At 70.9% G+C, this 26,127-nt stretch carries 23 protein-coding genes and 1 riboswitch; of the genes, 17 read left to right on the top strand and 6 right to left on the bottom strand.

Annotated elements, in window-relative coordinates:
* Positions 1-8: 8 nt before the first annotated feature.
* Positions 9-1,391 (bottom strand): cysteine desulfurase/sulfurtransferase TusA family protein, encoded by a 1,383-nt coding sequence (locus OG242_RS07430; RefSeq protein ID WP_405897383.1) that lies wholly within the window; start codon positions 1,389-1,391, stop codon positions 9-11.
* A 269-nt stretch (positions 1,392-1,660) separates the two neighbouring features.
* Between OG242_RS07430 and coxB the strand changes: the two genes are divergently transcribed.
* From coxB to OG242_RS07410, 4 genes are all read left to right on the top strand, one after another.
* Positions 1,661-2,623, top strand: coding sequence for a cytochrome c oxidase subunit II (gene coxB, locus OG242_RS07425; RefSeq protein WP_405897382.1), 963 nt, complete (start codon positions 1,661-1,663; stop codon positions 2,621-2,623).
* Positions 2,620-4,356 (top strand): cytochrome c oxidase subunit I, encoded by a 1,737-nt coding sequence (gene ctaD / locus OG242_RS07420; protein WP_018518618.1) that lies wholly within the window; start codon positions 2,620-2,622, stop codon positions 4,354-4,356. Before coxB ends, ctaD begins: the two co-directional genes overlap by 4 nt.
* Entirely contained in the window at positions 4,353-4,751 is a 399-nt protein-coding gene (locus tag OG242_RS07415; protein WP_405897381.1) for a cytochrome c oxidase subunit 4, read from the top strand. Before ctaD ends, OG242_RS07415 begins: the two co-directional genes overlap by 4 nt.
* Positions 4,752-4,876: 125 nt before the next feature.
* Positions 4,877-6,133, top strand: coding sequence for an Ig-like domain-containing protein (locus OG242_RS07410; RefSeq protein WP_405897380.1), 1,257 nt, complete (start codon positions 4,877-4,879; stop codon positions 6,131-6,133).
* Between the two features lie 45 nt (positions 6,134-6,178).
* Here OG242_RS07410 and OG242_RS07405 read toward each other — a convergent pair whose 3' ends face one another.
* The gene (locus OG242_RS07405) at positions 6,179-6,580 is read right to left on the bottom strand and encodes a hypothetical protein (protein WP_018518621.1); all 402 of its coding nucleotides are present in this window, start codon (positions 6,578-6,580) and stop codon (positions 6,179-6,181) included.
* Positions 6,581-6,782: 202 nt separating this feature from the next.
* On the opposite strand from OG242_RS07405, the gene OG242_RS07400 reads away from it, so the two are divergent.
* The 6 genes from OG242_RS07400 (at position 6,783) to OG242_RS07375 (ending at position 13,923) form a co-directional block, all read left to right on the top strand.
* A complete protein-coding gene (locus OG242_RS07400; protein ID WP_026171689.1) occupies positions 6,783-7,403 on the top strand; it encodes a heme-copper oxidase subunit III in 621 nt (206 codons plus the stop codon).
* 62 nt (positions 7,404-7,465) lie between these two features.
* On the top strand, positions 7,466-8,275 hold the full coding sequence (locus OG242_RS07395) for a c-type cytochrome (protein ID WP_405897379.1): 810 nt from the start codon (positions 7,466-7,468) through the stop codon (positions 8,273-8,275).
* The gene (locus tag OG242_RS07390; RefSeq protein WP_405897378.1) at positions 8,272-9,327 is read left to right on the top strand and encodes a Rieske 2Fe-2S domain-containing protein; all 1,056 of its coding nucleotides are present in this window, start codon (positions 8,272-8,274) and stop codon (positions 9,325-9,327) included. Before OG242_RS07395 ends, OG242_RS07390 begins: the two co-directional genes overlap by 4 nt.
* A complete protein-coding gene (locus OG242_RS07385; protein ID WP_405897377.1) occupies positions 9,324-10,949 on the top strand; it encodes a cytochrome bc complex cytochrome b subunit in 1,626 nt (541 codons plus the stop codon). The genes OG242_RS07390 and OG242_RS07385 overlap by 4 nt, the downstream gene beginning before the upstream one ends.
* Before the next feature lie 122 nt (positions 10,950-11,071).
* Positions 11,072-12,136: an anthranilate phosphoribosyltransferase gene (gene trpD, locus OG242_RS07380; RefSeq protein ID WP_405897376.1), complete on the top strand. Its 1,065-nt coding sequence runs from the start codon at positions 11,072-11,074 to the stop codon at positions 12,134-12,136.
* 82 nt (positions 12,137-12,218) lie between these two features.
* A riboswitch (SAM riboswitch) is annotated at positions 12,219-12,336 on the top strand.
* 174 nt (positions 12,337-12,510) lie between these two features.
* Positions 12,511-13,923: an aminotransferase class V-fold PLP-dependent enzyme gene (locus tag OG242_RS07375; protein WP_405897375.1), complete on the top strand. Its 1,413-nt coding sequence runs from the start codon at positions 12,511-12,513 to the stop codon at positions 13,921-13,923.
* A gap of 20 nt (positions 13,924-13,943) precedes the next feature.
* Here the strand turns inward: OG242_RS07375 and OG242_RS07370 are convergent, their stop codons facing one another.
* Both OG242_RS07370 and OG242_RS07365 read right to left on the bottom strand, forming a co-directional pair.
* The gene (locus OG242_RS07370) at positions 13,944-14,225 is read right to left on the bottom strand and encodes an Lrp/AsnC family transcriptional regulator (protein ID WP_018518627.1); all 282 of its coding nucleotides are present in this window, start codon (positions 14,223-14,225) and stop codon (positions 13,944-13,946) included.
* Positions 14,222-14,968 (bottom strand): rhomboid family intramembrane serine protease, encoded by a 747-nt coding sequence (locus OG242_RS07365; protein WP_405897374.1) that lies wholly within the window; start codon positions 14,966-14,968, stop codon positions 14,222-14,224. The genes OG242_RS07370 and OG242_RS07365 overlap by 4 nt, the downstream gene beginning before the upstream one ends.
* A 160-nt stretch (positions 14,969-15,128) precedes the next feature.
* On the opposite strand from OG242_RS07365, the gene OG242_RS07360 reads away from it, so the two are divergent.
* The 5 genes from OG242_RS07360 (at position 15,129) to OG242_RS07340 (ending at position 20,620) form a co-directional block, all read left to right on the top strand.
* Positions 15,129-15,371 carry a hypothetical protein gene (locus OG242_RS07360; RefSeq protein ID WP_136206206.1) on the top strand — a complete coding sequence of 81 codons (243 nt, stop codon included), beginning with the start codon at positions 15,129-15,131 and terminating at the stop codon, positions 15,369-15,371.
* A 37-nt stretch (positions 15,372-15,408) separates the two neighbouring features.
* Positions 15,409-16,770 carry an NYN domain-containing protein gene (locus OG242_RS07355; protein WP_405901535.1) on the top strand — a complete coding sequence of 454 codons (1,362 nt, stop codon included), beginning with the start codon at positions 15,409-15,411 and terminating at the stop codon, positions 16,768-16,770.
* Between the two features lie 286 nt (positions 16,771-17,056).
* Entirely contained in the window at positions 17,057-18,082 is a 1,026-nt protein-coding gene (locus tag OG242_RS07350) for an NlpC/P60 family protein (RefSeq protein ID WP_405897373.1), read from the top strand.
* Positions 18,083-18,318: 236 nt separating this feature from the next.
* Positions 18,319-19,350: an NlpC/P60 family protein gene (locus OG242_RS07345; RefSeq protein ID WP_405897372.1), complete on the top strand. Its 1,032-nt coding sequence runs from the start codon at positions 18,319-18,321 to the stop codon at positions 19,348-19,350.
* A 28-nt stretch (positions 19,351-19,378) separates the two neighbouring features.
* Complete coding sequence (locus OG242_RS07340) at positions 19,379-20,620, top strand: hypothetical protein (protein ID WP_405897371.1); 1,242 nt, start codon at positions 19,379-19,381, stop codon at positions 20,618-20,620.
* Here the strand turns inward: OG242_RS07340 and OG242_RS07335 are convergent.
* Entirely contained in the window at positions 20,577-21,848 is a 1,272-nt protein-coding gene (locus OG242_RS07335) for a glycosyltransferase 87 family protein (protein WP_405897370.1), read from the bottom strand. The genes OG242_RS07340 and OG242_RS07335 overlap by 44 nt on opposite strands.
* Positions 21,849-21,956: 108 nt before the next feature.
* Here OG242_RS07335 and OG242_RS07330 point away from each other — a divergent pair, with 108 nt between their 5' ends.
* Complete coding sequence (locus tag OG242_RS07330; RefSeq protein ID WP_405897369.1) at positions 21,957-23,099, top strand: glycosyltransferase family 4 protein; 1,143 nt, start codon at positions 21,957-21,959, stop codon at positions 23,097-23,099.
* Positions 23,100-23,156: 57 nt separating this feature from the next.
* Here the strand turns inward: OG242_RS07330 and OG242_RS07325 are convergent, their stop codons facing one another.
* Entirely contained in the window at positions 23,157-24,953 is a 1,797-nt protein-coding gene (locus OG242_RS07325) for an AMP-dependent synthetase/ligase (protein WP_405897368.1), read from the bottom strand.
* Positions 24,954-25,256: 303 nt separating this feature from the next.
* Between OG242_RS07325 and OG242_RS07320 the strand changes: the two genes are divergently transcribed.
* A complete protein-coding gene (locus OG242_RS07320) occupies positions 25,257-26,063 on the top strand; it encodes a metallophosphoesterase (RefSeq protein WP_405897367.1) in 807 nt (268 codons plus the stop codon).
* Positions 26,064-26,127 lie beyond the last annotated feature (64 nt).

Genomic DNA, 26,127 nt, shown 5'->3' with positions numbered 1-26,127 from the left:
GCGCCCGGTCAGGAGAGCCGGCGGACCACATAGGCCGCGCCCCGGTTCGCCGGCTCCTCGCCCACGTACTCCTGCTCCCGCATCGCGCACCAGGCCGGAATGTCGAGCCGGGCCGCCTCGTCGTCGGAGAGCACGGTCACCGTCCCGCCCACGGGCACCCCTCCGATCACCTTTGCGAGTTCGATCACGGGTACGGGGCACCGCTTGCCCAGCGCGTCGACCACCAGGGACCCGTCCGAGGCGGGGGAGTGGTCCGGGGCCGTCGGCGCGTCCAGCTGCTCGCGTACGCCCGCGACCAGGCCAGGCAGCACGTCCAGGAAGCGGTCGACCTCCTCGTCCGTGGTGCCCCGCGGCAGCGAGACGCGGACGTTGCCCTCCGAGAGCACCCCCATCGCTTTGAGCACATGGCTCGGCGTCAGCGTGCTGCTCGTGCAGGACGAACCGGACGACACGGAGAAACCGGCCCGGTCCAGCTCCTGGAGCAGAGTCTCCCCGTCGACATAGAGACAGGAGAAGGTCACCAGATGCGGCAGCCGCCGCACCGGGTCGCCGACCACCTCCACATCGGGCACCAGTGCGGGCACCCGGGCCCGGATCCGGTCCACCAGCGCGCGCAGCCGCACCGCCTCGGCGTCCGCCTCCGCCCGCACCGCACGCAGGGACGCCGCCGCCGCGACGATCGCCGGCAGGTTCTCGAACCCCGGCGCCCGCCCCGACTCCCGTTCGTCGGACGGGCCTTGGGGTGCGAACCGGACACCCTTGCGCACCGCGAGCAGCCCGACCCCGGCCGGCCCGCCCCACTTGTGCGCGCTGCCCGCGAGCAGCGACCACCCCTCCGGCACCGGGCCCCAGGCGAGCGACTGGGCCGCGTCCACCAGGAGGGGCACCCCCGCCGCCCGGCAGGATCCGGCCACCTCGGCCACCGGCTGCTCGGTGCCGACCTCGTGGCTGGCGGACTGGAGGCAGGCCAGCGCGGTGTCCTCGCGCAGCGACTCCCCGAACGTCTGTGCGTCCACCGCGCCGGTCCGCTCCACCGGCACCCGGGTGACCGTCCCGCCCCTGTCCTCGTGGTCCGCCGCCGCGTGCAGCACCGACGAGTGTTCGACCGCCGACACCGCCATATGGCGGCCGACACGCCGACGCCCCGCGAGCGCGCCGGAAATTCCGGAGTGCACCGCCCGGGTGCCCGACGGGGTGAAGGAGAGCTCGTCGGGGCGGCACCCGACGGCCTCGGCGGCGGCCTCCCGCGCCGCGTCCAGCAGCAGCCGGGCGCGCCGCCCCTCGCGGTACAGCCGGGCCGGATCGGCCCAGCCCTCATCCAGTGCGGCAAGCAGCGCCTGGCGGGCGACGGGATGCAGGGGGGCGGCGGACGCCGCATCGAAGTAAGGCACCCGGTCACGCTAGCCCGGCAGGTGCCGCCGGCCCGGGCCGGCCGGGTCGTGGGAGGGGAGAGGGGGCGTCAGATGGCGGTCGGAGGCGCGAATTCCACCCCTTCGGGGAGTCGGGCGGCGCGTTGGGCACCCTCCCCGCGCGACCCCAAATAGCGTCCAGTAGGGTTTGGTCCGCATAAACATCCAAACCCCTGCCCGCACAGGGCCGGCGACCGACCAGCGAGACGGCCGCGCCGACCGTGCGGGCGAGACTCTCGGGAAGGCGCTACGTGAGTCCCAACGGCTCCGACCGCTCGTCGCGGCGCCCGATGCGGCGGAAGCTGCCGCAGGTGCTGACTGCGGGCCTGATCCTGGCGACCGCCACCGGTTGCACGTACAAGGACTTCCCCCGCCTTGGTATGCCTACGCCGGTAACGGAAGAGGCCCCACGGATCCTTTCCCTCTGGCAGGGCTCGTGGGCGGCAGCGCTCGCCACGGGCGTGCTGGTCTGGGGCCTGATCCTGTGGAGCGTCGTCTTCCACCGGCGCAGCCGCACCAAGGTGGAGGTACCTCCGCAGACCCGGTACAACATGCCCATCGAGGCGCTGTACACCGTGGTCCCCCTGATCATCGTCTCGGTGTTGTTCTACTTCACCGCACGGGACGAGACGAAGCTCCTCACGCTCTCCGAGAAGCCGGCCCACACCATCAACGTGGTCGGTTACCAGTGGAGCTGGGCCTTCAACTACATCGAGAACGTGGACGGCTCCGCCACCACGGGCAACGAGGTCCCCAAGGAGCTCGACGCCATCCCGAACCGGTTCCGTGACGCCTTCCCCAAGGGTGCCGACGGCGTCTACGACGCCGGCATCCCGGGAGACCGGAACCCGCAGACGGGCAACCCCGGCCCGACCCTGTGGCTGCCCAAGGGTGAGAAGGTCCGCTTCATCCTGACTTCGCGTGACGTCATCCACTCCTTCTGGGTGGTGCCGTTCCTCATGAAGCAGGACGTCATTCCGGGCCACACCAACGCCTTCGAGGTGACTCCCAACCAGGAGGGCACCTTCCTGGGCAAGTGCGCCGAGCTCTGCGGCGTCGACCACTCCCGGATGCTCTTCAACGTCAAGGTCGTCTCCCCGGAGCGCTACCAGGCGCACCTCAAGGAGCTGGCGAAGAAGGGCCAGAAGGGCTACGTGCCGGCCGGCATCGAGCAGACTGACCCGGCCAGGAATGCGGAGACGAACAAACTGTGAGCATCCTCAACGAACCTCAGGGTGCCGCGGCAGCAGACGACTCGTACGAGGACGAGCTGCCGGTCCGGCGCAAGCAGCCGGGAAACGTCGTCATCAAGTGGCTGACCACCACTGACCACAAGACGATCGGCACGATGTACCTGGTCACATCGTTCGCCTTCTTCTGCATCGGCGGTCTGATGGCGCTCTTCATGCGCGCCGAGCTGGCCCGACCGGGCACGCAGATCATGTCGAACGAGCAGTTCAACCAGGCGTTCACGATGCACGGCACGATCATGCTGCTGATGTTCGCGACGCCGCTGTTCGCCGGGTTCGCGAACTGGATCATGCCGCTGCAGATCGGCGCGCCCGACGTGGCGTTCCCGCGGCTGAACATGTTCGCGTACTGGCTGTACCTCTTCGGCTCGATCATCGCGGTGGCCGGCTTCCTCACCCCGCAGGGTGCCGCCGACTTCGGGTGGTTCGCCTATTCCCCGCTCTCGGACGCCGTCCGGTCGCCGGGTGTCGGCGCCGACATGTGGATCATGGGTCTGGCCTTCTCCGGCTTCGGCACGATCCTCGGTTCGGTCAACTTCATCACCACGATCATCTGCATGCGCGCCCCCGGCATGACGATGTTCCGCATGCCGATCTTCGTCTGGAACGTCCTGCTGACCGGTGTGCTGGTCCTGCTGGCCTTCCCGGTCCTGGCGGCCGCGCTGTTCGCCCTGGAGGCGGACCGCAAGTTCGGTGCCCATGTGTTCGACGCGGCCAACGGCGGCGCGTTGCTCTGGCAACACCTCTTCTGGTTCTTCGGGCATCCAGAGGTGTACATCATCGCCTTGCCGTTCTTCGGGATCATTTCCGAAGTGATCCCGGTATTCAGCCGCAAGCCGATGTTCGGTTACATCGGCCTGGTCGCCGCGACGATTTCCATCGCCGGCCTCTCGGTGACCGTGTGGGCCCACCACATGTACGTCACCGGCGGTGTGCTCCTGCCGTTCTTCTCGTTCATGACGTTCCTCATCGCGGTGCCCACCGGGGTGAAGTTCTTCAACTGGATCGGCACGATGTGGAAGGGCTCGTTGTCCTTCGAGACACCGATGCTCTGGGCGATCGGCTTCCTGATCACCTTCACCTTCGGTGGTCTGACCGGCGTCATCCTGGCCTCGCCGCCGATGGACTTCCACGTCTCCGACTCGTACTTCGTGGTCGCGCACTTCCACTACGTCGTCTTCGGCACCGTGGTGTTCGCGATGTTCTCCGGATTCCACTTCTGGTGGCCGAAGTTCACCGGGAAGATGCTGGACGAGCGGCTCGGCAAGATCACCTTCTGGACGCTGTTCGTGGGCTTCCACGGCACGTTCCTGGTGCAGCACTGGCTGGGCGCCGAGGGCATGCCGCGGCGTTACGCGGACTACCTCGCCGCCGACGGCTTCACCGCGCTGAACACGATCTCGACGATCTCCTCGTTCCTGCTCGGCCTGTCGATCCTGCCGTTCTTCTACAACGTCTGGAAGACCGCCAAGTACGGCAAGAAGATCGAGGTCGACGACCCGTGGGGCTACGGCCGTTCGCTGGAGTGGGCGACCTCCTGCCCGCCGCCGCGGCACAACTTCCTCACACTGCCCCGTATCCGCTCCGAATCCCCGGCGTTCGACCTCCACCACCCGGAGATCACGGCGCTGGAGCAGCTGGACCACGTCTCCGAGGGTGACAAGGCCCTCGCCGGCGGCAAGGAGGCGGGCAAGTGAAGATCCAGGGCAAGATGTTCCTCGGTCTGGCGCTGTTCATCCTCGTCATCGCCATCACGTACGGCGTGTGGTCGAGGGAGCCCGTCGGCACCACCGCGCTGGTCCTGGCCTTCGGCCTGAGCCTGATGATCGGCTTCTACCTGGCCTTCACGGCCCGGCGGGTCGACGCGCTGGCGCAGGACAACAAGGAAGCCGACGTGGCGGACGAGGCCGGCGAGGTGGGGTTCTTCTCCCCGCACAGCTGGCAGCCGCTCTCGCTGGCGATCGGCGGTGCCTTCGGCTTCATGGGCGTCGTCTTCGGCTGGTGGCTGCTGTTCTTCTCGGCGCCGCTCCTCCTGATCGGTCTGTTCGGCTGGGTCTTCGAGTACTACCGGGGTGAGAACCGCACCCAGTGAGACCGGTCCGCCGGTAGCACACCGCTCCACCTGACGGGGGGCCGACACTTCCATCGCGAAGTGGAGGCCCCCCGTTTGCAGTCGTCCGACGCGCTGAAACGGACGAATGTTCTTAGCGTGAATCCATGAACCACACGCTGCGCATCCGTCCCGTAGTGAGCTGCACTCTGCTGGCCGCGACCCTGGTCGCCGGGGCGGCAGCCTGCGGGGATTCCGATGGTCACCCCCTCTCGGCACAGCCGTTCGACGCTGCCGACGAGATCTCCTTCAACACGCCCGACGGCGGCAAGAAGGTCGACCCCGACAAACCCCTGGAGATCCGGGTCGACGCCGACGACGGCCGGATCACCGACGTATCGGCCGTGGACGCCGCAGGACGCCATCTGGCGGGCGAACTCGACGCCGACGGCCACCGCTGGCACTCCACCGCCCCGCTGGCCGCAGGGACCCGTTACAGCGTCAAGGTCCGCATGGAGGACGGCGACGGGGCCCCCGGCAGCCGCACGATGTCCTTCGACACCGCCAGGGCCACCAAGTTCCTCAAGGTCATCTTCGGCCCCCGGGCGGGCACCTACGGCGTCGGCCAGCCCCTCACGGCCACCCTCAGCGCCCCCGTCACCGACAACGCCTCACGCGCCAACGTCGAGCGCGGCCTGCGGGTCCGCTCCACGCCCGCGGTCACCGGCTCCTGGTACTGGGTCGACGACAAGACGCTGCACTACCGGCCCAAGGAGTACTGGCCGGCCAGGGCCAGCATCGAGGTCAGCAGCAACCTGACCGGCATCAAGGTGACCAACTCGCTCTACGGTGCGGCCGTCAAGCCCCTGAAGATCACCACCGGCGACCGCATCGAGGCCGTCACCGACGCCGCCGAGCACTCCATGACGGTGCTGCGCAACGGCGATGTGATCAAGACCATTCCGGTGACCACCGGCAAGCCCGGCTTCGACACGCGCAACGGCGTCAAGGTCGTGCTCGGGAAGGAGCAGTACGTACGTATGCGCGGGGAATCCATCGGGATCGCCGCCGGGTCCTCGGACTCCTACGACCTCGACGTCTACTGGGCCACCCGGGTGACATGGAGCGGCGAATACGTGCACGCCGCGCCCTGGTCCACCGGGTCGCAGGGGTACGCCAACGTCAGCCACGGGTGCACCGGCATGAGCACCAGCGAGGCCGAGTGGTTCTTCAACACCGTGCGCGAGGGCGACATCGTCAGCGTCGTCGGCAGCGACGGCGAGACGATGACGCCCTTCGACAACGGCTACGGCGACTGGAACCTGTCCTGGGCCAAGTGGCAGAAGGGCAGCGCGCTGAACAACGACACCACCGCACCGCGCGTCGACACGGTCCGGGCGGCGCGGCTGCGCCCCCAGGTCTGACGGCCGGGGGTGCGCCGCCCCGCCACAACGTCACTCGAAAGGGGCTCAGGCGCCCACGGAGAGCCTCGTGCGCAGCAGGGCGGCCAGCGAGTCGGCGAACTCCACCGGCTCCACCGGCAGCGTCACCGCGGCGTCCGCGCGGCTCCAGGTGGCCAGCCAGGCGTCCTGCGGGCGCCCGATGAGGACCAGCACCGGCGGGCAGCGGAAGATCTCGTCCTTGATCTGCCGGCAGACGCCCATACCGCCCGCCGGGGCCGTCTCGCCGTCCAGCACGCAGACGTCGATCCCCCCGCGCTCCAGGGCCTCCAGGACGGCCGGCAGGGTGGCGCACTCCAGGAACTCCACCGGCGGCACGTCCGCCGCGGGCCTGCGCCCTGCTGCCAGCCTCACCTGCTCACGGGTGTGCGCGTTGTCGCTGTAGACCAGGACCGTGGCGGTCGGCTGCATGGTTCCTCCGTGACATCCGTGTCTTCGGGGCACTCGGGGCCCCCGGGGTACGAGAGCCGTCCGATGCGCGGATCGTACTCCGCCCGACAGCGTGTCAGCACCGGTTCGTACCGTGCGTCCATGGGCCGTTCGGGCAGGACACACCCCTCTGACACACCGAACGGCACCCCCCGGAGTGAGGGCGGGATAAGCGACCGACATAATGTCGGTCGTGGCGACAGCAACGACAGTAGAAACCGGGCACGCGCACCCGTCGGTCAATCGACCGAACCTCACCAGCGTCGGAACCATCATCTGGTTGAGTTCCGAGCTGATGTTCTTCGCGGCCCTCTTCGCGATGTACTTCACCCTGCGATCGGTGACCGGACCGGAACACTGGAAGGAAATGGCGTCCGCCCTGAACTTCCCGTTCTCGGCGACGAACACCACGATCCTGGTGCTCTCCTCACTCACCTGCCAGCTCGGCGTCTTCGCCGCGGAGCGGGGCGATGTGAAGAAGCTCCGTGCCTGGTTCGTGATCACTTTCGTGATGGGTTCGATCTTCATCGGAGGCCAGGTCTTCGAGTACACCGAGCTGGTGAAGAAGGACGGCCTCTCGCTGTCCTCCGACCCGTACGGCTCGGTGTTCTACCTGACCACCGGCTTCCACGGTCTGCATGTGACAGGCGGTCTCATCGCCTTCCTGCTCGTCCTGGGCAGGACATACGCGGCCAAGAGGTTCACCCATGAACAGGCGACCGCCGCCATCGTCGTGTCCTATTACTGGCACTTCGTCGATGTCGTGTGGATCGGCCTCTTCGCCACGATCTACATGATCAAGTAACCGGGCCCGAGCCCGAACCACATCCAGCATCGACGCAGAAGATCCTGACACCGGGGTAATCCGTGAAAAAGCTCTCCGCACGACGACGCCATCCGTTGGCGGCGGTCGTCGTACTACTCCTCGCGCTGGCGGCCACCGGGGGGCTGTACGCCGCGTTTGCGCCCGCGAGTAAGGCGCAGGCCGACGACACCGCCCAGTCCCTCGCCATCGACGAGGGCAAGAAGCTGTACTCCGTCGGTTGCGCCAGCTGCCACGGAACCGGCGGTCAGGGCACCACCGACGGGCCCCAGCTTGTCGGCGTGGGCTCCGCCGCCGTGGACTTCCAGGTCGGTACCGGCCGCATGCCCGCGCAGCAGCCGGGCGCCCAGGTACCGAAGAAGAAGGTCATCTACAGCCAGGCCGAGATCGACCAGCTCGCGGCCTACGTCGCGTCGCTCGGCGCCGGTCCGGTCGTCCCGACCAAGAGCCAGGTCAGCCCCGAGGGTGCGGACATCGCCAAGGGTGGCGACCTGTTCCGTACCAACTGCGCGCAGTGCCACAACTTCACCGGCAAGGGTGGCGCACTGACGAACGGCAAGTACGCGCCCGACCTCGACGGCGTGAGCCCGAAGCACCTCTACGAGGCCATGCTGACCGGCCCGCAGAGCATGCCGTCCTTCCCGGACTCGACGATGCCCGAGCAGCAGAAGCGGGACATCATCGCCTACGTCAAGACCGTGAACGGCTCCGAAGCCGAGTCCCCCGGCGGCCTCGCTCTCGGCGGCCTCGGTCCGGTCAGCGAGGGCCTGTTCGGCTGGATCTTCGGCCTGGGCGGTCTGATCGCAGTTGCCATTTGGGTCGCGGCCCACACCGCTAAGGCCAAGAAGTCATGAGTAGCCAAGAGATTCCAGAAGAGAACCTGCCCGCAGAGCAGGGCGCCGAGCACGACTCGGTGGACAAGGCGCACACCGATCCGTTCGCCGACCCGGGGCTGCCGGCCCACAGGCCGCGCATCCAGGACCTGGACGAGCGGGCCGCGAAGCGCTCCGAGCGCACCGTCGCGCTCATGTTCCTGTTGTCCATGCTGGCGACGGTGGGCTTCATCGCCTCCTACGTCATCTTCCCGGTCGACAAGATCGTCTTCATCTTCCCGTTCGGTCATGTGAGCGCGCTCAACTTCTCCCTGGGTCTGACCCTGGGGCTGGCGCTCTTCCTGATCGGCGCGGGCGCCGTCCACTGGGCGCGCACCCTGATGTCCGACGTCGAGGTCGCCGACGAGCGGCACCCGATCGAGGCGACGCCCGAGGTCAAGGCCAAGGTTCTGGCCGACTTCGCGGACGGCGCCCGGGAGTCCGCGCTCGGCCGTCGCAAGCTGATCCGCAACACCATGTTCGGCGCGCTGGCCCTGGTGCCGCTCTCCGGTGTGGTGCTGCTGCGCGACCTGGGTCCACTGCCGGAGAAGAAGCTCCGCAAGACCCTGTGGGCCAAGGGCAAGCAGCTCGTCAACATGAACACGATGGAGCCGCTGCGTCCCGAGGACGTCGTCGTCGGTTCGCTGACCTTCGCCATGCCCGAGGGCCTGGAGGAGCACGACGAGGACTTCCAGACCCAGATCGCCAAGGCCGCCCTGATGATCATCCGCATCGAGCCGGACGACATCAAGGACAAGCGCGAGCGCGAGTGGGCCCACGAGGGCATCGTGGCCTTCTCGAAGATCTGCACCCACGTGGGCTGCCCGATCAGCCTGTACGAGCAGCAGACGCACCACGTCCTCTGCCCGTGCCACCAGTCCACCTTCGACCTCTCCGACGGCGCCCGCGTCATCTTCGGTCCGGCCGGTCACGCCCTCCCGCAGCTGCGGATCGGCGTGAACAGCGAGGGCAACCTCGAGGCGCTCGGTGACTTCGAAGAGCCCGTCGGTCCTGCATTCTGGGAGCGCGGATGAGTACTGCGACCGATACGAAGCGCAAGGCGCCCGCCGGCGAGAAGGTGGCCGACTGGGCGGACGGCCGGCTGGGGATCTACTCCCTCGCCAAGTCGAACATGCGCAAGATCTTCCCGGACCACTGGTCCTTCATGCTCGGTGAGATCTGCCTCTACAGCTTCATCATCATCATCCTCACGGGTGTGTACCTGACGCTGTTCTTCCACCCGAGCATGAACGAGGTCGTCTACCACGGCCCGTACGAGCCCATGCAGGGCATCCGGATGTCCGAGGCGTACGCCTCGACGCTGGACATCAGCTTCGACGTCCGCGGTGGTCTGCTGGTCCGGCAGATCCACCACTGGGCCGCGGTCATCTTCCTGGCCGGCATGTTCGTGCACATGTTCCGGGTGTTCTTCACCGGTGCGTACCGCAAGCCGCGCGAGATCAACTGGCTGTTCGGCTTCCTGCTGTTCGTCCTCGGCATGTTCACCGGCTTCACCGGTTACTCGCTGCCGGACGACCTGCTGTCCGGTACGGGTGTCCGCTTCACCCAGGGCGCGATCCTGTCGATGCCCGTCGTCGGTACGTACATCTCGATGTTCCTCTTCGGCGGGGAGTTCCCCGGCGGCGACATCATCGCGAGGTTCTACTCGATCCACATCCTGCTGCTGCCGGGCATCATGCTCGGGCTCGTGGTCGGCCACCTCATCCTGGTCTTCTACCACAAGCACACGCAGTTCGCGGGTCCCGGCAAGACGAACAAGAACGTCGTCGGCATGCCGCTGATGCCGGTGTACATGGCGAAGGCCGGCGGGTTCTTCTTCCTGGTCTTCGGTTTCATCGCGATCATCGCGGCGATCGCCTCGATCAACCCGATCTGGGCGATCGGCCCGTACCGCCCCGACCAGGTGTCCACGGGCGCCCAGCCGGACTGGTACATGGGCTTCGCCGAGGGCTTCGTCCGTGTGATGCCGGGCTGGGAGATCAACCTGTGGGGCCACACGCTGGTCCTCGGTGTGCTCATCCCGCTGGTGCTGTTCGGTGTGATCCTCGGCCTCCTGGCGCTCTGGCCGTTCATCGAGTCCTGGATCACGGGTGACAAGCGTGAGCACCACATCCTGGACAAGCCGCGCAACGCGCCGACCCGGACGGCGCTCGGTGTCGCCTGGGTGACGATCTACTTCGTCATGCTGATCGGTGGCGGCAACGACATCTGGGCGACGCACTTCAGCCTCTCGCTCAACTCGATCAGCTGGTTCGTCCGCGTCGCCTTCTTCGTGGGCCCGGTCGTGGCGTTCGTCGTCACCCGCCGGATCTGCCTCGGCCTCCAGCGCCGCGACAAGGAGAAGGTGCTGCACGGCCGCGAGTCCGGGCTCATCAAGCGCCTGCCGCACGGTGAGTTCGTCGAGGTCCACGAGCCGCTCTCGCCGGAGATGCTGCACACGCTCACCGCGCACGAGCAGTACCAGCCGCTCGAGATCGGCCCGACGGTCGACGAGAACGGTGTGGAGCGCAAGGTCTCCAGGATCACCAAGGCCCGGGCGCGGCTCAGCAAGAGCCTGTACGGCGAGGACAGCCAGATCGCCAAGCCCACCGCCGAGGAGTACAAGGAGATCACCAGCGGCCACGGCCACCACTGATCACCCGTTCTGACCGCCACGGCGAGAGCCCCGTCCATTCGCTGGACGGGGCTCTTTGCCGTCCCCGGGGCTCGATAGGGTGGAGCCGATCCCTTATCGGCTGTGGACCCCAGGAGCGGACCATGAACGTTGTGACCCCGGACGGCGGCGACAGCGTGGCGGCCCGTACGTGGCCCAGCGTGCTGACCCCCCTGATGCGCGGCGAGGACCTGAGCGCCGACGCCACCGCCTGGGCCATGGACCGCATCATGAGCGGCGAGGCGACCGACGTGCAGATCGCCGGTTTCGCGGTCGCCCTGCGCGCCAAGGGCGAGACGGTCACCGAGGTCTCCGGCCTGGTCCGCGCGATGTACGAGCACGCGACGACCATCGAGGTGCCCGGCCGTACCGTCGACATCGTCGGCACCGGCGGCGACATGGCGAAGACCGTCAACATCTCGACCATGTCCGCGATCGTCGTCGCCGGCACCGGCGCCAAGGTCGTCAAGCACGGCAGCCGCGCCTCGTCGTCGGCCAGCGGCTCCTCCGACGTCCTCGGGAAGCTCGGCGTCAACCTGGAGCTCTCCCCGCAGCGCGTGGTCCAGGTCGCCGAGGAGGCGGGCATCACCTTCTGCTTCGCGGTGAAGTTCCACCCCGCCCTGCGCCACGCGGCCAAGGCGCGCGGCGAGCTGGGCGCGCCGACCACGTTCAACATCCTCGGCCCGCTCACCAACCCGGCCAAGGTGCGCTCCCAGGCGATCGGGGTGGCCGATCTGCGCATGGCCCCCATCGTCGCGGGCGTCCTCGCCGAGCGCGGCAACTCCGCCCTGGTCTTCCGCGGTGACGACGGCCTGGACGAGCTGACCACCACGGCGACCTCGCGGGTGTGGGTGGCCCGGGACGGCGTGGTCCGCGAGGAGTCCTTCGACCCGCGCGACGTCGGCATCGAGCTGGTCCCGGTGGAGGCGCTGCGCGGCGCCGACGCCTCGTACAACGCCGATGTGGCCCGCCGGCTGCTGGCCGGCGAGACCGGGCCGGTACGGGACGCGGTGCTGCTCAACTCGGCGGCCGCGCTGGTGGCGCTGGACCCGGGCGAGGGCCCGCTCACCGAGCAGATCCGCGCGGGCATGGCGAAGGCCGCCGAGTCCATCGACTCGGGGGCGGCCGGGCGCGCGCTGGAGAGATGGGTCGTCGCCAGCAACGCGTGAGCGCACGGATGTGAGGCGGGGCGCAGTCCAGATCATGGACTGCGCCTTGCGCGTTTCCGTACGTATGGCAGGATGCTGGGCAGGTCATGAGTGACAGCGACTACGGCCCCGGCCCGCTGTCCGGCAACCCTCCGTCCGTGGCGGGGTGCCCCGGGTGAAGACCAGGCCGCAGGCAGCGAGGTCTGCGGCAAGCGCGGACCCCTCGACGTCGCGTGACGTCCACCCGTGGGGTCCTTGGTCCTCAGGGAGCCTCTTGTGAGCAAGCGAATGCGTTAGGGCCCACGGCCCTCCTCCGCACCCCCTCTTCTCTTCACTCCGTGCTGCCGCATCTGTGCCGGCGCGCGGAATTCGCCTGCCTCTTACGGGAGTTCGCCATGTCTGTCTTCACCGCTGCCGCCGACCAGTCGCTTTGTGCCCCGCTGCCGGTTCTGGGCGAGGATGTCCTCGTCCCGCTGGTCACCGGCGGGGAGGTCGGCTACGCGGCGCTGGACTACGCGGCGAGCTCCCCGGCGCTGAAGCGGGTGTGGGACGACGTGGCCGCGTACGCCCCGTACTACGGCAGCGTGCACCGCGGGGCCGGGTACCTCTCGCAGCTGTCCACGGACCTCTTCGAGTCCAGCCGCGCCACGGTGGCGGAGTTCCTGGGGTGCCGCGCCGAAGACCAGGTGGTCTTCACCCGGTCCACCACCGACTCGCTGAACCTGCTGGCCGCCGCGCTGCCCGCCGACTGCCAGGTCTTCGTCTTCGAGACCGAGCACCACGCCTCGCTGCTGCCCTGGCGCGACGCCCGGGTGACCTACCTGAACGCCCCGCGCACCCCCGCCCAGGCCGTCGCCACCCTGGAGCAGGCCCTCGCCGACCGCGAGCCCCACGGTCCCGCGCTGGTCTGCGTCACCGGCGCCTCCAACGTGACCGGCGAGCTGTGGCCGGTCCGGGAGCTGGCCGCCGCCGCGCACGCCCACGGCGCCCGGATCGTCCTGGACGCCGCCCAGCTCGCCCCGCACCACCCCGTCGACATCGCCGAGCTGGACGTGGACTGGGTCGCCTTCTCCGGGCACAAGCTGTACGCCCCGTTCGGCTCGGGCGTCCTGGCCGGCCGGGCCGACTGGCTGCGCGAGGCCGAGCCCTACCTGGCCGGCGGCGGCGCCTCCCGCAAGGTGGCCCGGCGCACGGACGGCGGCGTGGACGTCGAGTGGCACACCACCGCCGCCCGTCACGAGGCCGGTTCGCCCAACGTCATCGGCGTCTACTCCATCGCCTCCGCCTGCAAGGCGCTCACCGAGGCCGGCTTCGACCGGCTGGTCGCCCGCGAGCAGCACCTCGTCGGCGAGGTCCTGGCCGGGCTGGCCGAGGTCCCCGAGGTGAAGGTGCTGTCGCTGTTCGGCGACGACGCCCCGAGGGTCGGCGTCATCTCCTTCGTGGTGGAGGGCTGGAACAGCTCCCACTTCGCCGCCGCGCTCTCCGCCGAGTACGGCATCGGGGTCCGCGACGGCCTCTTCTGCGCCCACCCGCTCGTGCGCACCCTGCTCGGCAGCGACCCGGGCGAGGCGGGGGAGTGCGGCGCGCCGGAGGCCCGGCCCGGCGAGCTCCCCCAGTCCCGAACAGACTCGACCGGGGGGACCCCCCCGCTGAACGCGATCCGGGTCAGCTTCGGCGCCGGGACCCCGGACGAGCACGTCGAGCGGTTCCTGAGCGCGGTCCGGGAGCTGGTGAGCGACGGGGCGCGCTGGAAGTACCGCACCGAGGACGGCCGTTGCGTGCCGGACCGGGGCGCCGCCCAGGTCTGAGGGCCGGGCGGCGCGGCCGGCTACGCGTCCAGGCCGATGGAGAACGCGGCCTCCAGGTCGTGCTGCGAGTACGTACGGAAGGCGACATGGGTGTCGGTTCCCTCGACACCGGGGATCTTGCTGATCCGGCCGGGGATGACCTCGGCGAGATCGTCGTGCCTGGACACCCGGACCATGGCGATCAGGTCGTAGGTACCGGTGACCGAGAAGACCTCGCTGACGCTGTCCAGCGCGGCGATGGCCTCGGCGATCTCGGGAATCCGGTCCACGCTGGTCTTGATGAGCACGATCGCGGTGATCACGGCTGTGTTTCTCCCTCGGTGGCCGTGGCTGGAGACTTCACTCTAGGGCCTCTCGTGTCGCGCCTGTAGCGACCCCAGGCGTAGACGAAACCGGTGGCGAAGCCCACCACATGCGCCAGGTAGGCCACCCCCGGGCCGCTCCCGGCGCCCCGGGCGGCCAGCCACTGGAGCACGAACCAGAAGATCAGCACCACCCAGGCGGGGAAGCGCAGCGGCAGGAACAGCAGGAACGGGAAGAGGCTGGTGACCCGGGCCCGGGGGAAGAGGTAGAGGAACGCCCCCAGCACCCCCGAGATCGCTCCCGACGCGCCGACCAGCGTCTGGTCGGACGTGGCGTGCGCGGCCGCGTAGCCGAGCAGCGCGAGATAGCCGCAGCCGAGGTAGAACAGGGCGAACTCCGTGTGCCCCATGCGCTCCTCGGCCATCGCGCCGAACACGTACAGGAACAGCATGTTGCCCAGCAGGTGCAGCCAGCTGCCGTGGACGAAGAGCGCGGTGAGCGGGGTGAGCAGGGCGTGCGCCGAGCCGTCCCACAGTTCGCTCGGGATGACGCCCCACCGTTCGAAGTAGCCCGCCTGGGCGGCGAGCAGGGCGTCCGCCCCGCCGCGCACCGGGACGAAGCCGGAGAGCGGGCTGACCAGGAAGACCGCGCAGCACAGCGCGATGAGGGCGTACGTCACCGGCGGCCCGCCCGAAGAGGCCGCGCGCAGGAGCCTGCCGGCCGCAGCCCGCCGATCGATCATGAACAGAGCATGACGCAAACGGAGCGAACGGGACAGAGCGCCTCGCCGTGCCGGGGTGACGCGCCGAGGCCGTAGGGTGACGGGTGGACATCCGCAGTTCGACGGCGCACCGCGAGACCCTTGTCCGGCAGCTCACGGCTCGACGAAAGAGGACGCACCGATGACGACGGTTCCCCAGCCGACCGGCACGACCCGCTGGCGCTGCACGCTCTGCGGAAACCTCACGCGCTTCGACGTGACGCGCTCCTCCAAGGTCGTCGAGTACGTCCACCTCGACCTGGCCGGTGAGTCGAGCGTCGAGGAACGCGAGGTCGTCAGTGAGACCATCGAGTCGGTCCGTTGTCGTTGGTGCAACGCGGTGGACCAGATCGAACTTGTCGACAGGCCGGGTGCCGACTCCTGACGGGGCCGTGCGGAGACAACACATGAGGTGACGGATGGTGGAGCAGCCCGAGGGCGGCGCCGCGTCGGCCGACGGGGCCGACGACGCCGTGGAGGCGCTCGACCGCCCGCTGCCCGAAGGGGTACGGCGCCGGGTCGTCGCACTGGTCTCCGACGCGTTCGGCGGCCTCACGGTCACCGAACTGCCCGCCCAGCTGCGGCAGTACGCCCGCTTCACGGCGTCCCGGCGGGCCAAGTTCGCCGGGAACGCCATGGCGGCCGCCGTCGCCAACGACGACCGGTTCCGCCGGCGCATCGGCGACCGGCTCCGGGAGGCCCAGCCGGAGCTGGCGGCCGCCCTGGAGTCCGGTGCGCCGCCCGCCGCCGCCGATCCGGTGGACGTGGCGGCGGCGGCGTACGTGCTGCGGCCGGACGGCTGGGTGAAGCTGGTCGCCGCCGCCGGCGAGGAGGTCCAGCGGGCCGACGCCGAGCGGGCCGGCGAGGAGAGCCGGCGCGAGCTGGAACGGCTGCGCGAGGAACTCGCCCTGGCGCGGGCCCAGACGAAGAGCGAGACCGACCGCCTCCGCGCCGAGCTGGACGCCGTCCGCAAGGAGGCCGACTCGCTCCAGCGCAAGCTGCGCAGCGCGGTCAACGAGGTCAAGCGCGGTGAGGCGGCGCTGCGCAGGGGCAGGGCCGAGACCGAGGCCGTACGCGCCGAGGCAGCCGCCCAGGTGTCCGCGGCGGAGAGCGAGACCCGGCGGCTGCGGGCGCGGCTGGGGGAGGCCGAGGCGTCCGTCGAGGCGAGCCGCAGGGCCTCCCGGGAGGGGCGCTCGGTCGAGGACATGCGGTTGCGGCTGCTGCTGGACACGGTGCTGGAGGCGGCCGGCGGGCTGCGGCGCGAACTGGCGCTGCCGCCCTCGTCCATGCGGCCGGCGGACGGTGTGGACGCGGTGGAGCCCGGCAGGATGTCGCCCAAGGACATCGCGGCCAGGGCCCTTTCGGAGACCGATCCGGCGCTGCTCGACCAACTCCTGGCGCTGCCCCAGGCCCACCTGATCGTGGACGGCTACAACGTCACCAAGACCGGTTATCCGCAGATGCCGCTGGAGAAGCAGCGGCTGCGGCTCCTCGGCGGCCTCTCGGTGCTCGCGGCGCGCACGGGCGCCGAGATGACCTGCGTGTTCGACGGGGCGGAGCTGGCCGCGCCGGTACTGCTGGCGCCACCGCGCGGGGTACGGGTGCTCTTCAGCAAGCCGGGCGTCACCGCCGACGAGCTGATCCGTCAACTGGCGCGCGCGGAACCGCAGGGGCGGCCCGTGGTGGTGGTCTCGACCGACCGCGAGGTGGCCGACGGAGTGGCGAAGGCGGGGGCCAGGCCCGTTGCGTCCGCCTTGCTCCTGAAGCGGCTTTCGCGGGTTTAGTTCCCCTTGTGGCGACTTCGTCCGAAATCACGGAACGGACCGTCAATTCCCCGCTACGCGCCGTGGGGTGAGGGTAAAGAAGTGCCGTGTGTGACGAGATTTTTCGTGTGAGGATTTGAACTGATCACAAGATGGTCACTAGGGTCGGGCCTCGAACCTTCGCGCGGTCGACCACCCATCCGGGGTGGCGGCGAAGGAACCGCCGAGTCCGTCACGTGCACGGAGCCGGGGATTCGTCTCCCCCACAGATCCGGTAGGCGGCTCGAGGAAGAAGGAGCTCGCCTTCGTGGCGTCCCACCGTCGTCCCAAGCAGCCGAGCCGCACTCGTGTGACCGTGCTCACCGCGACCGCAGCAGCGGCCGTCGCCCTGTCCGCCCAGGCCGCCCACGCCGACCCCAAGCCGACCAAGAGCGAGGTCAAGGCGAAGGTCGACAAGCTCTACCACGAGGCGGGAGCGGCCACCGAGCAGTACAACGGGGCCAAGGAGAAGCAGGAGAAGCTCGAGAAGCAGATCGGCGCGATCCAGGACAAGGTGGCCCGCGGTCAGGAGGAGCTCAACCAGCTCCGCTCCGGCCTCGGTTCCCTCGCCGCCGCGCAGTACCGCTCCGGAGGCATCGACCCCTCCGTACAGCTCTTCCTCTCCTCCGACCCGGACAGCTTCCTCGACCAGGCGTCCGCCCTCGACCAGCTGACGGCCAAGCAGACCGAGACCCTGTCGAAGGTCCAGGAGAAGCAGCGGGCCCTCGCGCAGCAGCGCAAGGAGGCCCAGGACAAGCTGGGCGACCTCGCCTCCGTCCGCAAGACGCTCGGTGAGAAGAAGAAGAAGCAGCAGGGCAAGCTCGCCGAGGCGCGGCAGCTGCTCAACACCCTCACCGCGGCCGAGCGCGAGAAGATGCGCCAGGACGACCTGCGCGCCAGCCGCGCCGCCAGCACCCGGGTCGACCTCGGCAACGAGGCCCCCGCCTCCGGCCTCGGCGCCGCCGCCCTCAACGCCGCCGCCACCCGCCTGGGCAAGCCGTACGTCTCCACGGCCACCGGCCCCAACTCCTTCGACTGCTCGGGCCTCACGATGTGGGCCTACGCGCAGGCCGGCGCCAACATCACCCGCACCACGTACACCCAGGTCAACCAGGGGCACCGGATCGGCGTCAGCCAGCTGGCCCCCGGCGACCTGGTCTTCTTCAACGGCAACGAGCACGTGGGCCTCTACGCGGGCAACGGCCAGGTCCTGCACGCCCCGTACCCCGGCGCGTACGTCCGCTACGAGTCGATGAGCACCATCGGCAGCATCTACGCCGCAGTGCGCATCTGAACCGCGCCCGAACGGGCGAATTCCCGCGCCCCGTACTGACGGCCGCCCCGCCGGAGACCACAGGTCACCGGCGGGGCGTCACTGTGTGTGGCCTCCAGCGGTCCGGCGCGTCTTTGTCCCCTCCGTGATCACGCGGTTACTGTCTGCCCTGCTGTGCGGCTCACGTACGTCGGTCCGCCCGTCCGGGCGGCAGGGGCCGCGCACTCTGCGTACAGCGGAAGGGAGTGCGGCGTCCTGTGGGATCCCATCGCCGTTCCACACAGCCCGGAGCCGGTCGCGGTGCCCGGGCCACCGTCCTGACGGCGGCCGCGGCGACCGCGGCCGCGACGCTCGGCGCGGCCACCGCGAACGCCGAGCCGCACGACACCCCGCAGTCCGCCGGGGCCCGCGTCGACCGCCTCTACGCCGAGGCCGAGCGCGCCACCGAGCAGTACAACAGGGCCGGCGAGGACGTGACCCGGCTGCGCGGCGAGGTGAGCCGGGCCCAGGACCGCGCCGCCCGGGGCCAGGAGCGCGTCAACCGCATGCGCGAGGAGCTGGGTTCGGCGGCCCGGGCGGAGTACCGCACCGGCGGCATCGACCCCTCGCTCGCCCTGCTGCTCACCTCCGACCCGGACAGCTACCTCGACCGGGCCACCGCCGTCGGCATGGCCGACACCCACCGGGCCACCGCCCTCGCCCAACTGCGCAAGGCCCAGCGGGCGCTCGCCCAGACCCGCGCCGAGGCCGCCCGCTCGCTGGCCGGCCTGGAGCACGGCCGGGAGACCGTCAGCCGCCACAAGCGGACCGTGCAGCGCAAGCTGGCCCGGGCCAGGCAGCTGCTGAAGGCGATGCCCGGTGCCGAGCGGACCGCGTACGACCGCGCCTCGCGCGACGGCCGCGACCCGGGCGCCGGACCCCTGGGCGGCCCACCGGCAGGCTCGTCCCGCGCGGCGGCCGCCGTCCTCGCCGCCCAGCGGGCGCTCGGCCTGCCGTACGTGTGGGGCGCGAACGGCCCCTCGGGGTTCGACTGCTCCGGGCTCATGCAGTGGGCCTGGTCCCAGGCCGGGGTGAGCCTGCCGCGCACCTCGCAGGCCCAGCGGTACGCGGGCCGCATGGTGCCGCTCTCCGAGGCCCGCCCCGGCGACCTCGTCGCCTACCGCGCGGACGCCGGCCACATCGCGATGTACGTCGGCAACGGCCAGGTCATCCACGCCCCGTACCCGGGCGCCCCGGTCCGCTACGACCCCGTCGGCATGATGCCCGTCTCGTCGGTCACCCGCGTCTGACCTGGCGGACAGCCCGTACGCTCGTCATGTGGTCGAACGGGTGCGCATACGTGGCGGACGACGGCGGGCGGCGGGTGCCGTGCTCGCCGCGCTGCTGTGCGCCGCCGGCTGCTCGGCCCCGGCCGACGAGGCGCCCGGCACCACCGCCCGCGACATCCGCGCGGTCCTGGACCGGCGCGCGGCCGCCGTGCTCCACCACGACCCGGCGGCCTACGTCGCCGTCGTCGACCCGGACGCCAAGGGACTGCGCAGCGCGCAACGCCGGGAGATCGGCCGGCTCGCCGACGTGCCGCTCGGCTCCTGGACGTACCGGCTGACCGACGTCTCCGCGCACGGCGGCGACCGGGCGACCGCCGACGTCCGGCTCGGCTACCGGATCCAGGGCTACGACAGCGCCCCCGTCTCCGTCGACCGGATCGTCGACCTGGCCCGCGACCCGGCGGACGGCCGCTGGTACATCACCGCGGACCGGGCGGCGGACGGCAGCGCCCGCCAGCTGTGGGAGCTGGGCGACGTGGAGGTGGTGCGCGGGAAGCACAGCCTCGTCCTGGGCGTCGGCCGTTCGCGCGACGAGCTGGAGGCCGTCGCCGGCACCGCCGACGAGGCGGTGCCCGCGGTCTCCGCCGCCTGGCCCGAGCGGTGGGCCGGGCGCGTGGTGGTGCTGGTGCCGGACAGCGTGACGGAGATGGGCCGGCTCCTCGGGTCACCCGCGTCCAACTACAAGGGCATAGCGGCCGTCACCACCGGCGAGACCGGCGGCTCGGGGAAGGCGCCCGCGGACCGGGTGATCGTCAACCCGGAGGCGTACGCCCTGCTCGGCGGCTTCGGGCAGCGCGTCGTCCTCACCCACGAGACCGCCCATGTGGCCACCCGTAAGCGCACCTCATCGGCGACCCCGACCTGGCTCTCCGAGGGCTTCGCCGACTGGGCGGCCTACCGGGACCAGGACCGTACCGCCGACGAGATAGCCCCCGAGCTGGCCGACGCGGTCCGGGCCGGTGACGGGCCCGCCGCGCTGCCCGAGGACGACGACTTCGCGTTCGCCGGGGAGGCGGGGCGGCTGGCGCAGGCGTACGAGGGCGGCTGGCTGGCCTGCGAGCTGATCGCGGACCACTGGGGCGAGGACAGGCTGTTCGCCTTCTACCGGGCCGTCGGCGGCCACCAGGGGCGGGACGGGGCCGTCGAGGACGCCCTGCACGAGGTGCTCGGCACGACCCCGCAGGACTTCACGGCGCGCTGGCGGGTGTATCTGCGGAACCGGCTCGACTGAGCGCGGGGGCGGAGGGCACCTCGTCCCGTACGGCGGGTGCCGCCTCCGGGGCCCGTACCGTGTCCCGCCACAGCCGGACGGCGGCCAGCACACACGCGGCGACCAGCAGCCCGTTGCGCAGGAACATCAGCGTCAGGCCCTGCGCGTCGCTCGTCACCACGTGGACGAAGCCGATCGGGAACTCCAGCTGCGTCACGCCCGTGGCCGCCACCACCAGCACGGCCGGCGCCATCATCCGGCTCGCGCGCAGCACCAGGCACACGGCGGCGAGCCCGACCAGCCACAGCATGTACTGCGGGCTGATCACCCGGCTCGTCGTGGTGAACAGCAGCACCGCCGTGAACGCCGCGTCCGCCGTCGTACTCGCCCCGAAGGTCCGCGCCCGCAGCCGCCACACCAGCAGCCAGCCGAACGCGATGACGCTCAGCCCCAGCGCCAGCGTGCTCACCAGGCCCACGTGCGGGCCCAGGAACTCCAGCGAGCCGTAGTGCAGCTCCACCCGGCCCTCCCAGCCGAACTGCCGCCACACATGGAAGACCAGCGCGCCCAGCGACTCGACCTCGGTGCCCCGGTCCCGCTGGAAGCCGAGGAACGCCAGCGCGCCCGGCGCCGCCGCCACGCACACCAGCAGCAGCCCGGCCGCCACCACCGCGGCCGTCGTCCACGCCAGCCGGGTGCGCCGCCCCCGGGCCGTCCCGGCCAGCAGCAGCACCGGCCACACCTTCAGCAGCGCCCCGAACGCGGCCAGCGCCCCCAGCGCCCGGGGGTGCCGCAGTCCGGCCAGCAGTGCCGCCACCGCCACCGCCGTCACCATCACGTCGTACCGGGCGTACGCGGTCGTGCCGAGCAGCGGCACGCCCGCCACCCACACCCACACCCCGGCCGTCCGGCGGCCCGGACCGTCGCTCGCCCGCAGCAGCAGGCCCAGCACCAGCGCGTCGCACAGGAACGCCAGGACGAAGAAGGCCGTGGCGTAGTCCAGGAACGGCAGCAGGGCGGGGGAGAGGATCGCGAGGGCCGCCACCGGCGGGTACTGCCAGGTGACGTCGGACTCCGGGTAGGTGCCGGAGCGCAGCACGTCGTACCAGCCGTGGTAGATCACCGACACGTCGCTCGTCACGTCGAGCCCCGGCGGGGTGACCACCTTGGTCACCCAGAGCAGCAGCACCGCCCTTGTGAGCGCCCAGACGGCGAAGGCCGCCGGGCGTGTGCCGCTGGAACCCGTCATGACCTGCCCTCACCCGTCGTGTGCGCCGTACGAAACAGCCATGATGCCCGCACGCCCTGTGCGCGGGCCATCCGGCACGGCCGCCCGGGCCCGGTACTGTCGGCGGCGATGGACAAGACCTTGATCGTGACCAACGACTTCCCGCCGCGTCCGGGAGGCATCCAGGCGTTCCTGCACAACATGGCGCTGCGGCTCGATCCCGACCGGGTCGTCGTCTACGCCTCCAACTGGAAGCGCGGGGCCGAGGGCGCGGCCGCCACCGCCGCCTTCGACGCCGAGCAGCCCTTCACCGTCGTCCGCGACCGTACGACGATGCTGCTGCCGACCCCGCGCGTGACCCGGCGAGCGGTGGAGCTGCTGCGCACCCACGGCTGCTCGTCCGTCTGGTTCGGCGCCGCGGCCCCGCTCGGCCTGATGGGCCCGGCGCTGCGCGGGGCGGGCGCCCGGCGCCTCGTCGCCACCACGCACGGCCACGAGGCGGGCTGGGCCCAGCTGCCCGCGTCCCGGCAGCTGCTCCGGCGGATCGGCGAGGGCACCGACACGCTGACCTACCTCGGCGAGTACACCCGCTCCCGGATCGCCGCCGCGCTCACCCCGGCCGCCGCCCGCCGCATGGTCCAGCTGCCGCCCGGGGTCGACGAGAAGACGTTCCACCCGGACTCGGGCGGCGACGCGGTCCGGGCCGGGCTCGGGCTCACCGAACGGCCCGTCGTCGTCTGCGTGTCCCGGCTGGTGCCGCGCAAGGGCCAGGACACCCTGATCCTCGCGATGCCCGCGATCCTGGCCGAGCACCCGGACGCGGTCCTGCTGATCGTGGGCGGCGGGCCCTACGCGGACGACCTGCGGGGGCTCGCCGCGCGCACCGGTGTGGCGGACTCCGTGCGGTTCACCGGGCCGGTGCCCTGGGCGGAGCTGCCCGCGCACTACGGGGCCGGCGACGTCTTCGCGATGCCCTGCCGGACCCGGCGCGGCGGCCTCGACGTGGAGGGCCTGGGCATCGTCTACCTGGAGGCGTCCGCGACCGGGCTGCCCGTGGTGGCCGGCGACTCGGGCGGCGCCCCGGACGCGGTGCTGGACGGCGAGACCGGCTGGGTGGTGCGCGGCGGCGAGCCGGGGGACGCGGCGGAGCGGATCAACGCGCTGCTCGGCGACGCGGAGCTGCGGCGGCGCATGGGGGAGCGGGGCCGCGCCTGGGTCGAGGAGAAGTGGCGCTGGGACCTGCTCGCGGAGCGGCTGCGCGAACTGCTCTGATACGCGTACGAGGGGGCCCGCACCACACCGGTGCGGGCCCCCTCGTACGCGTATGCCTCACGAGCGGTAGATCGACTCCACCTCGTCCGCGAAGTCCTTCGCCACCACGTTCCGCTTCAGCTTCAGCGAGGGCGTGATGTGGCCCGCCTCCTCGGTGAACTGGGCGCCCAGGACGCGGAACTTGCGTACGGACTCGGCCTTGGAGACCGCGGCGTTGCCGTCGTCGATCGCGCGCTGCACCTCGGCCAGCAGCTCCGGGTCCTCGCGCAGCGACAGGGCGGTGGAGCCGGCCGGCTTGCCGTGCTCCTCGGCCCAGCGGCCCAGGAACTCCTCGTCCAGGGTCACCAGCGCGCCCACGAACGGGCGCCCGTCGCCGACCACCATGCACTCGGCGACCAGGGCGTGGCCGCGGATGCGGTCCTCGATGACGGCGGGGGCGACGTTCTTGCCGCCGGCCGTGACGATGATCTCCTTCTTGCGGCCGGTGATCGCGAGGTAGCCGTCCTCGTCCAGGGTGCCGATGTCCCCGGTGTGGAACCAGCCGTCCGCCAGCGCCTCGGCCGTCGCCGCCTCGTTGTTCCAGTAGCCGGAGAACAGGTGCTCGCCGTGGAGCAGCACCTCGCCGTCGTCCGCGATGCGCACCACGGAACCGGGCAGCGGCTGGCCGACCGTGCCGATCTTCTGCCGGTCCCACGGGTTGAAGGCCGTCGCCGCGCAGGACTCGGTCAGGCCGTAGCCCTCCAGGACGGTGAAGCCGATGCCCCGGTAGAAGTGGCCGAGGCGCTCGCCGAGCGGGGCGCCGCCGGAGATGGCGTGCTCGCCGCGCCCGCCGAGCACCGCGCGCAGCTTGCCGTAGACCAGGCGGTCGAAGACCTTGTGCTGGAGCCTCAGACCCAGCGACGGGCCCTGCGGGGTGCCCAGCGCGCGGCTGTAGGCGATCGCCGTGTTCGCGGCCTTGTCGAAGATCTTGCCCTTGCCGTCGGCCTGCGCCTTGGCGCGCGCCGCGTTGTAGACCTTCTCGAAGACGCGTGGCACGCCGAGGATCAGCGTCGGCCGGAACGAGGCCAGCTCGTCGGTGAGGTTCTTGATGTCCGGGACGCAGCCGAGCTTGATCGGCGCCATCACCGAGGCGACCTCGACCAGGCGTCCGAAGACGTGGGCGGCGGGCAGGAAGAGCAGGACGGAGCACTCGCCGGTGCGGAAGAGGGGCTTGAGGCGCTCCACCACATTGCCGCACTCCGCGAAGAAGCTGCGGTGGGTCAGCACGCAGCCCTTGGGGCGGCCCGTGGTGCCCGAGGTGTAGACGATGGTGGCCGGGTCGTCCGCCCGGGCCGCCGCGCTGCGCAGGTCCACGGTCTCCTCGGAGACCGCTTCGCCCTCGGCCCGGAGTGTGTCGACGGCGCCCTTCTCGATCTGCCAGACGTGGCGCAGCGCGGGCAGCCGGTCGCGCACCGAGGCCACGGAGGCGGCGTGGGCGTCGCTCTCCGCAAGGACCGCTACGGCGCCGGAGTCACCGAGGATCCACTGCACCTGCTCGGGCGAGCTGGTCTCGTAGACCGGCACGGTGACCGCGCCGGCGCTCCAGATCGCGAAGTCCAGCAGCACCCACTCGTAACGGGTGCGGGACATCAGGGCCACCCGGTCGCCGGGCTCGACGCCCGCAGCGATCAGGCCTTTGGCGGCCGACCGGACCTCGGCCAGGAACTGGACGGCGGTGACGTCCGTCCAGACGCCGGCCACTTTGCGGCTCATCACCGCGACATCGGGATGCTGAGCGGCATTGCGGCGGATGAGATCCGTCAGGTTGCCGTCCGAGGGGACCTCGTACAGGGCCGGAAGGCTGAACTCGCGCAAGACTGCTGCTCCTCATCGGGCTCCGGTGCCACGGCTCTGTGTGACGCACCGGCGCGGTCCAAGATGGCGGGTGCTCAGTGGGGTGAGCACGACTGGACTGCCCGGACGTTACCCACCAGTACTCGGTTCCGGATAGGGGGTTCCGGCCAGATGTCTTATGCGTCACACATATCGGTCGTCCTTTCGCGCACAGTAGTCCACCCGCGCGCACACCTGGAAGTAACCGCAGGTCCGGGGCCTCTACCCAGGTGAGAGCCCCAGGGCCTTGCGTTCGGGGCAGGCCCTCGTTCTAGGGTGATCGGCATGCGAGCAGGAGCGAACATCCGGGGGGCCGCCGCCGGGCGGCGCACCCGGGTCCACGTGGTCAGCGACGTACACGGCAACACCGAGGCGCTGGCCCGCGCGGGGGACGGTGCCGACGCCCTGATCTGCCTCGGTGACCTGGTCCTCTTCCTCGACTACGCCGACCACTCGCGCGGCATCTTCCCCGACCTCTTCGGCGTCGAGAACGCCGACCGGATCGTCGCCCTGCGCACCGCGCGCCGCTTCGAGGAGGCCCGCGACTTCGGCCGGGAGCTGTGGCGGGGCATGGACCGCAACGCCGCGATCACCGGCGCGGTCCGCAAGCAGTACGCCGAGATGTTCGCCGCGCTGCCCACCCCGACGTACGCCACCTACGGCAACGTCGACATCCCGGCCCTGTGGTCCGAGTACGCCGGTCCCGGCACCACCGTCCTGGACGGCGAGCGCGTCGAGATCGGCGGCCGCGTCTTCGGCTTCGTCGGCGGCGGCCTGCGTACGCCGATGCGCACCCCGTACGAGATCGACGACGAGGAGTACGCCGCCAAGATCGAGGCGATCGGCGAGGTCGACGTGCTCTGCACCCACATCCCGCCCGAGGTGCCCGAGCTGGTCTACGACACCGTGGCGCGCCGCTTCGAGCGCGGCAGCCGGGCCCTGCTCGACGCCATCCGCCGCACCCGCCCGCGCTACTCGCTCTTCGGCCACGTCCACCAGCCGCTGGCCCGGCGGATGCGGATCGGCGCCACCGAGTGCGTGAACGTCGGCCACTTCGCCTCCACCGGCCGGCCCTGGGCGCTGGAGTGGTGAACCGCCCCACCCTGGGCCGGGCCGCCGGGCGCACGCGATAGCCTTCTGGCGGCAGGCCTCTGCC

Origin of the sequence: Streptomyces sp. NBC_00727 (assembly GCF_045161745.1) — a bacterium.
GTDB lineage: Bacteria > Actinomycetota > Actinomycetes > Streptomycetales > Streptomycetaceae > Streptomyces.
Note: the sequence above shows the minus strand (reverse complement) of the source record. Positions and strands in the feature narration are given on the sequence as shown.

Excerpts from the sequence above, each read along its gene's own strand:
- OG242_RS07400 (WP_026171689.1), top strand. The coding sequence starts at position 6,783 with ATGTCGGTCGTGGCGACAGCAACGACAGTAGAAACCGGGCACGCGCAC.
- OG242_RS07405 (WP_018518621.1), bottom strand. The coding sequence starts at position 6,580 with ATGCAGCCGACCGCCACGGTCCTGGTCTACAGCGACAACGCGCACACC.
- OG242_RS07360 (WP_136206206.1), top strand. The coding sequence starts at position 15,129 with ATGACGACGGTTCCCCAGCCGACCGGCACGACCCGCTGGCGCTGCACG.
- OG242_RS07385 (WP_405897377.1), top strand. The coding sequence starts at position 9,324 with ATGAGTACTGCGACCGATACGAAGCGCAAGGCGCCCGCCGGCGAGAAG.
- OG242_RS07375 (WP_405897375.1), top strand. The coding sequence starts at position 12,511 with ATGTCTGTCTTCACCGCTGCCGCCGACCAGTCGCTTTGTGCCCCGCTG.
- OG242_RS07390 (WP_405897378.1), top strand. The coding sequence starts at position 8,272 with ATGAGTAGCCAAGAGATTCCAGAAGAGAACCTGCCCGCAGAGCAGGGC.
- OG242_RS07335 (WP_405897370.1), bottom strand. The coding sequence starts at position 21,848 with ATGACGGGTTCCAGCGGCACACGCCCGGCGGCCTTCGCCGTCTGGGCG.
- OG242_RS07320 (WP_405897367.1), top strand. The coding sequence starts at position 25,257 with ATGCGAGCAGGAGCGAACATCCGGGGGGCCGCCGCCGGGCGGCGCACC.
- trpD (WP_405897376.1), top strand. The coding sequence starts at position 11,072 with ATGAACGTTGTGACCCCGGACGGCGGCGACAGCGTGGCGGCCCGTACG.
- OG242_RS07330 (WP_405897369.1), top strand. The coding sequence starts at position 21,957 with ATGGACAAGACCTTGATCGTGACCAACGACTTCCCGCCGCGTCCGGGA.
- OG242_RS07410 (WP_405897380.1), top strand. The coding sequence starts at position 4,877 with ATGAACCACACGCTGCGCATCCGTCCCGTAGTGAGCTGCACTCTGCTG.
- OG242_RS07365 (WP_405897374.1), bottom strand. The coding sequence starts at position 14,968 with ATGATCGATCGGCGGGCTGCGGCCGGCAGGCTCCTGCGCGCGGCCTCT.